The 4,884-nt window shown below is 73.7% G+C and carries 4 protein-coding genes; 1 reads left to right on the top strand and 3 read right to left on the bottom strand.

Annotation, left to right across the window (positions count from 1 at the left end; all coding sequences use genetic code 11):
• On the bottom strand, positions 1-807 hold an 807-nt coding region (locus NBZ85_RS27555), incomplete at its 3' end, for an NAD(P)H-binding protein (protein ID WP_261562923.1).
• Positions 808-958: 151 nt separating this feature from the next.
• Between NBZ85_RS27555 and NBZ85_RS27550 the strand changes: the two genes are divergently transcribed.
• Complete coding sequence (locus tag NBZ85_RS27550) at positions 959-1,924, top strand: LysR family transcriptional regulator (RefSeq protein WP_261558807.1); 966 nt, start codon at positions 959-961, stop codon at positions 1,922-1,924.
• Positions 1,925-1,938: 14 nt separating this feature from the next.
• On the opposite strand, the gene NBZ85_RS27545 is transcribed toward NBZ85_RS27550, so the two are convergent.
• Together NBZ85_RS27545 and NBZ85_RS27540 are read right to left on the bottom strand one after the other, a co-directional pair.
• The gene (locus NBZ85_RS27545) at positions 1,939-4,419 is read right to left on the bottom strand and encodes a helicase-associated domain-containing protein (RefSeq protein ID WP_261558808.1); all 2,481 of its coding nucleotides are present in this window, start codon (positions 4,417-4,419) and stop codon (positions 1,939-1,941) included.
• A 99-nt stretch (positions 4,420-4,518) separates the two neighbouring features.
• On the bottom strand, positions 4,519-4,884 hold a 366-nt coding region (locus NBZ85_RS27540; protein ID WP_261562921.1), incomplete at its 5' end, for a hypothetical protein.

The following is a 4,884-nucleotide window of genomic DNA, read 5'->3' as shown; positions in this document are numbered from 1 at the left end:
GGGCTCGGCGTTGTCGAGGCCGTTGTCCTTGGCCGTCATCATGTCGAGCATGGCCTGCGCTATCGCGTCGGACATGCCGTGTTCGACCAGCGTCGCCCTGAAGGCGTCGCCGGGGATCTGCTGGTAGCGGATCGGGCGTTCGAGCACCTCGGACATGATTTCCGCCAGGTCGTTCTGGGACAGGTCCTCGGGGCCGAGCACCGGGACGTCGTCCTGCCCCGTCCAGGAGTCGTCGAGCAGCAGGCGGGCGGCGACGGTGGCGATGTCGCGGGTGGCGCACGTCGGGTGCTTGTGGTCGCCGGACAGCGTCGAGAAGAACATTCCCTGGTTCCGGATCGCCTCGACCTGGTTGAGCATGTTGTCCATGAACCCGGGCATCGCCAGCGACCGGTAGTGCACGCCGGTGCTCGCGATCAGGTCGTCCATCGCCAGGGCCGCCGTCACGAGTCCGGCGTTGCGCCCCAGTGCCACCCCGCGGCCGAGGGCTGAGACGCCGACGACCCGGCTGACCCCGTGCTTCTCGATGGCCTCGCACGCCGGCCGGGTGAAGTCGAGATACGCGGCCTCGACGCTCGCGGCGTGGGGGTTCGGGGGAGCCAGCCAGAACACCGCGTCGGCGCCCGCGAACGCCTGGCTGACGACGTCGGCGTCGCTGTGCGAGCCCGGCACGACCTCGACGCGGTCGCGCGTGGGCGCGGGGAGGCGGGAGGGGTCGCGTGCGATGACGCGGACGGGCCTGCCGCTGGTCAGGAGGGTGTCGAGGAGCTGCCGGCCGATCTGGCCGGTGGGAGCGGTGACGACGATCAAGGCAATCTCCAGTGGTTGCTTTCGGATATCCGGGAGGCTCCCTCGCGCCCGTGAGACCGGGATGATCTGTGCGGCGGCGGCGTCACTCAGTCAATCCGGCACGGCCGCAGGGCTGAAGGACCGATCCGCACCGCATTGATACCGTGCGGATATGAGTGAGCTGGAAGTTCGGCAGCTTCGGTACTTCGTGGCCGTCGCCGAGGAGCTGCACTTCGGGCGGGCGGCCGAGCGGTTGGGCATGGCGCAGCCGCCGCTGTCCCGGGCGATCCGCGAGCTGGAACGTCACCTGGGCGTGCGGTTGTTCGAGCGGACGACGCGTCAGGTGGCGCTCACCCCGGCGGGAGAGGTCTTCCTGCACGACGCCCGGACCGCACTCGACGCGGTCACCGCGGCCGCCCGGCGGGCCCGGCACGCCGGGCAGCCGACGCCACGTCTGCGGCTCGCGCTCAAGGCCGACTTCGACGCCGGGCTGCTCCCGCGGATCCTCGCCGCCTTCCAGTACGAGGACGCGGCGCTCCCCGTGGAGCTGCTGCTCGGCGGCCGTGGCGAGCAGGTGCCCGCCCTGCGCGACGGCCGGGCGGACATCGCGCTGCTGCCCGCCCCCTTCGACGACCGCGACCTCGACGCCGAACCGTTGGTGACCGAGCCCCGCCTGCTCGCGCTGGCGGCCGACGATCCGCTGGCGGCCCGCTCCTCCCTGTGCCTGGCCGACCTGGTCGGGCGAACGCTGCCCGACGGCACACCCGCCGACCGGGACGGCCAACCGTCGACGACTCCGCGCACCCGGACCGGCCGCGAGCAGCCGCCCTCCGCGCCTCGAGGGGGGGTCACCGGGGCCCAGCCGACCCCCCTGGATCTATCGAAGATCTTCAACCTGATCGAGCTGGGCAGCATCATCATGTTCCTGCCTGTCTCCGTCGCCTCCCGGCATCGCAGGTTCGGCATCGCCTACCGGGCCGTCAGCGATCTCCCACCGTCCACGCTCGCCCTGGCCTGGCCGCAGGACTCCCACTCGCCGGCCGTCGCCGCCTTCGTCCGCGTGGCCACCGCCGTCGCGAAGGCCGCCCAGACGGATATCCAGGCGGGCGCGGAGGCGCCGCAGCGAGCGATTATGTGATGCTTCGCCGTGGGTCAGCCGGCGGGGGAGATGGCCTGGATGTTGGCGATGGCGAATTCGCGGTCGTCGTTGCGCAGGTGGCACCAGGCGTCGAGCCAGCGGCCGAACATGGCGTTGACGGTGATGCGGCGGACGGTGCGCTTGCCGTTCTTGTCCCGGTAGGCGATCACCACGTCGCCGCGGGACTCGACGGCCTCGGCGAGCAGGGCGAGTTCGCCGTCGTTCAGGCGGTCGTTGAGGCCGGCGAGCTCGCGGACCAGGGGGCTCGGCGGGGGCACGCCCTCGTCGGCGTCGGTGAGCAGGCGGGTGACGAGCTCCTCCGGCGTCACCCGTCGGGGCGCGCTGTCGGCGGCTCGGGGCCGGCCGCTACCAGCGGAAGCCGGCGAGGCGGATTTCTGGCGGCGCGGCGAGGGCCCCGACGGCTCGCGGCCGGACGACGGGACGATGACGGCGCCGGTGGCGTCCTCGGCGACGGGGTAGAAGCCGGCGCGGCGCAGTTCGGTGAGGACGGTGTCGGGGTCCTCGGGGCTGGACAGGACGGTGGGAGCGAGCCGGGCCAGGTAAAGCTTGGCGAGGACGCGCGTGTGCAGCAGCTCGGTGGTCGTCGGCTCGTCGCCGAGGATGGCGCTGCGCAGGCCGCGGACCCGGACGTGGCCGTGGCGGCGGGCGACGTCGGCGACGAGGTAGCCGAGGGGCTGGGGCAGCTCGTGGTCGGCCATGGCGCGTAGCTCGCCGAGCAGTTCGTCGGCGGACCAGCCGGCGTCCAACGCCGCGCGGACGGACGCGGGGGTGAACCGCCAGGTCCCGGCGGCGCCGCGGGATTCGGGTTCGGCGGTGGCGCGCAGCACCTGGGCCATCGCGGCGGTCGGTGGGCCGGAGACGACGGCGGTGAGGTCGGACTGGAGGATCAGGCGGGGCCTGGACTCGGGCAGCAGCTCGGCGCAGCGGTCGCCGAGGGCCGTCGCGGCGGCGGTGATCGCCGCGGCGAGGGCGCGGTGCGATGGGAAGGCGGCGGCGGGGCCGGCGAGGTCGGCGAGGTCGGCGGCGCTGGTCCGCAGCGCCTCGCCCAGCTCGGACAGGACGTCGACCGCCACGACGCCGAGCAGCTCGGCCTCGCGGATCGTCGCCGCCATCACGGCCGTCCGCAGGGTGTCGGGGTATCCGTCCAGCGGGAAGAACCAGTCGATGTTCTCGGCGGTCAGCCGCACCGACCGGCCGCCGTCGGCGGTGCGCAGCAGGCTTGCGCGCAGCAGGCCGGCATCGGATTCGATCGGCAGCGGCGGGGCGATGTCCCGCTCGTCGTCGAGCTCCCGGCCCGACGGGGCGTGCTCCAGGATGTACCAGGCCAGCGCCAGCGAGGCCCACTGCCGGCTCGGTGTGGCCTCCCGCCAGGCGGTGAACTCCGGTCCCGGGATGTAGCCGGCCGCGCCGTGGATCAGCAGGCCCGCGGTCGCCGTCAGATCGATCCACACCGGCAGGTCCGCCGGCGACAGCGACAACCGCTTGGCCAGCCGCAGCCGTTCCCGCCCGCCGATCCCGCCGCGCTTGAGCGCCGCGATCGGCACGGCCGCCGCCTCGTCGAGCAGTGCCGTGACATTGCGGACGGCGTTCTGCGCCGCCGCCTGCGCACTCGATCGGACCCCGGCCGGATCGACCGCCGGGCGGGGGACGTCCGGCGGGCCGGTCAGCGTGCGGCGGTGCTCGGTGAACCAGGCGGCGACGGCCACCTCGCGGGGCAGCTCCGCCAGGCCCCGGACCGGCAGCATCAGGCCGGCGCGGATCAGGGCCCGCACCGCGGACGGCCCGGCGCGCTGCTCCCGCTCGGCCAGCATGACGACGAACGGGAGATCGTCGTCGACCGCCGTCCACAGGTCCGTCAGCAACTCCCGCGCTGGCGCCGGGAGCCCGGCGACGAGGGCCGCCACCTGCGCGGGATCGGCCAGCAGGCGGGCGAACAGCGTGACGAGGTCGGGCTTGCGCAGCCCGGTCGGGTCCTCGCCGAGCGCGCGCACCGCCGTCCGCAGGTCCTCGACGAGCGCGGCGAGGCCGAGCTGCGCCGCGGTGTTGATCTCGGTGAACGGTTCCGACCAGTGGCGGTGCAGCGGTGCCAGGAGGCGGATGACCGGCTCGCCGGGGATGCTCTCGTCGCCGTCGCCGTCGCCGTCGGCCGGGGCGGGCCAGGCCAGACCGCGGGCGAACAGATCATCCACCAGCACACGCACGGCGTCCCGCGGCACATCCAGGGATCCCGCGAGACGGTCGACGGTCACCGGGCCCGGCAGCAGGGCGACCGCCACGCCCATCTGCAGGCTGTCCCGGTCGAGCTCGGTGAGCGCCCGACTCAGCGAGCGGGCGTCGGTCAGCCGCTGGGCGAGCTGGCCGAAACCGCGGGGCAGCGGCTCGACCAGCACGTCGGGGCGGGCGCGCAGCACGGCACCCAGCTCCGCCGGGTCGAGACCGGCCAGATGCGCGGCGAAGGATGGTGTGGAGGACATCGAAACCATTGTTACCGCTGTGCCTGACGATCCCCCGGCCAGCGGGTGAGTGTTCACACAGGGACAACGGCGCCTCGCCGTCACCGCTCGGAATGCCTACTACCGAAAGTGATCGCCGGGTGGCGGGGTCGTGGAGGGCGGTTCGGGGTCCGGCCAGGTGAGATCGGCCAGTTCGGCGATCTCGGCGGAGGGGATGCCGTGCCGGTCGGCCAGCTCGCCGATCGACACCCCGCCCTGATGCTGCCGCACGATCGTCTCGACGTCCGCCCCCGGGCCGCCGCAGGCGAAGAACGGCCGGCCGCCGGAGATTCCGCTGTCGACGATCACGTCCGCCGTCGCGTACCCGGGTAGTCGGATCCGGCACGCGTAGCCGTCCTCGCCGTAGTCCATGTAGGCGGCCACTCGGGCGACGAGTAGCGCGAACTCCGACCCGTCGGCTGGTAGGGCCGGTGGCGCCGGCAGGGC

Source organism: Frankia tisae (genome assembly GCF_025403405.1).
Taxonomy (GTDB): Bacteria; Actinomycetota; Actinomycetes; order Frankiales; family Frankiaceae; genus Frankia; species Frankia tisai.
Note: the sequence above shows the minus strand (reverse complement) of the source record. Positions and strands in the feature narration are given on the sequence as shown.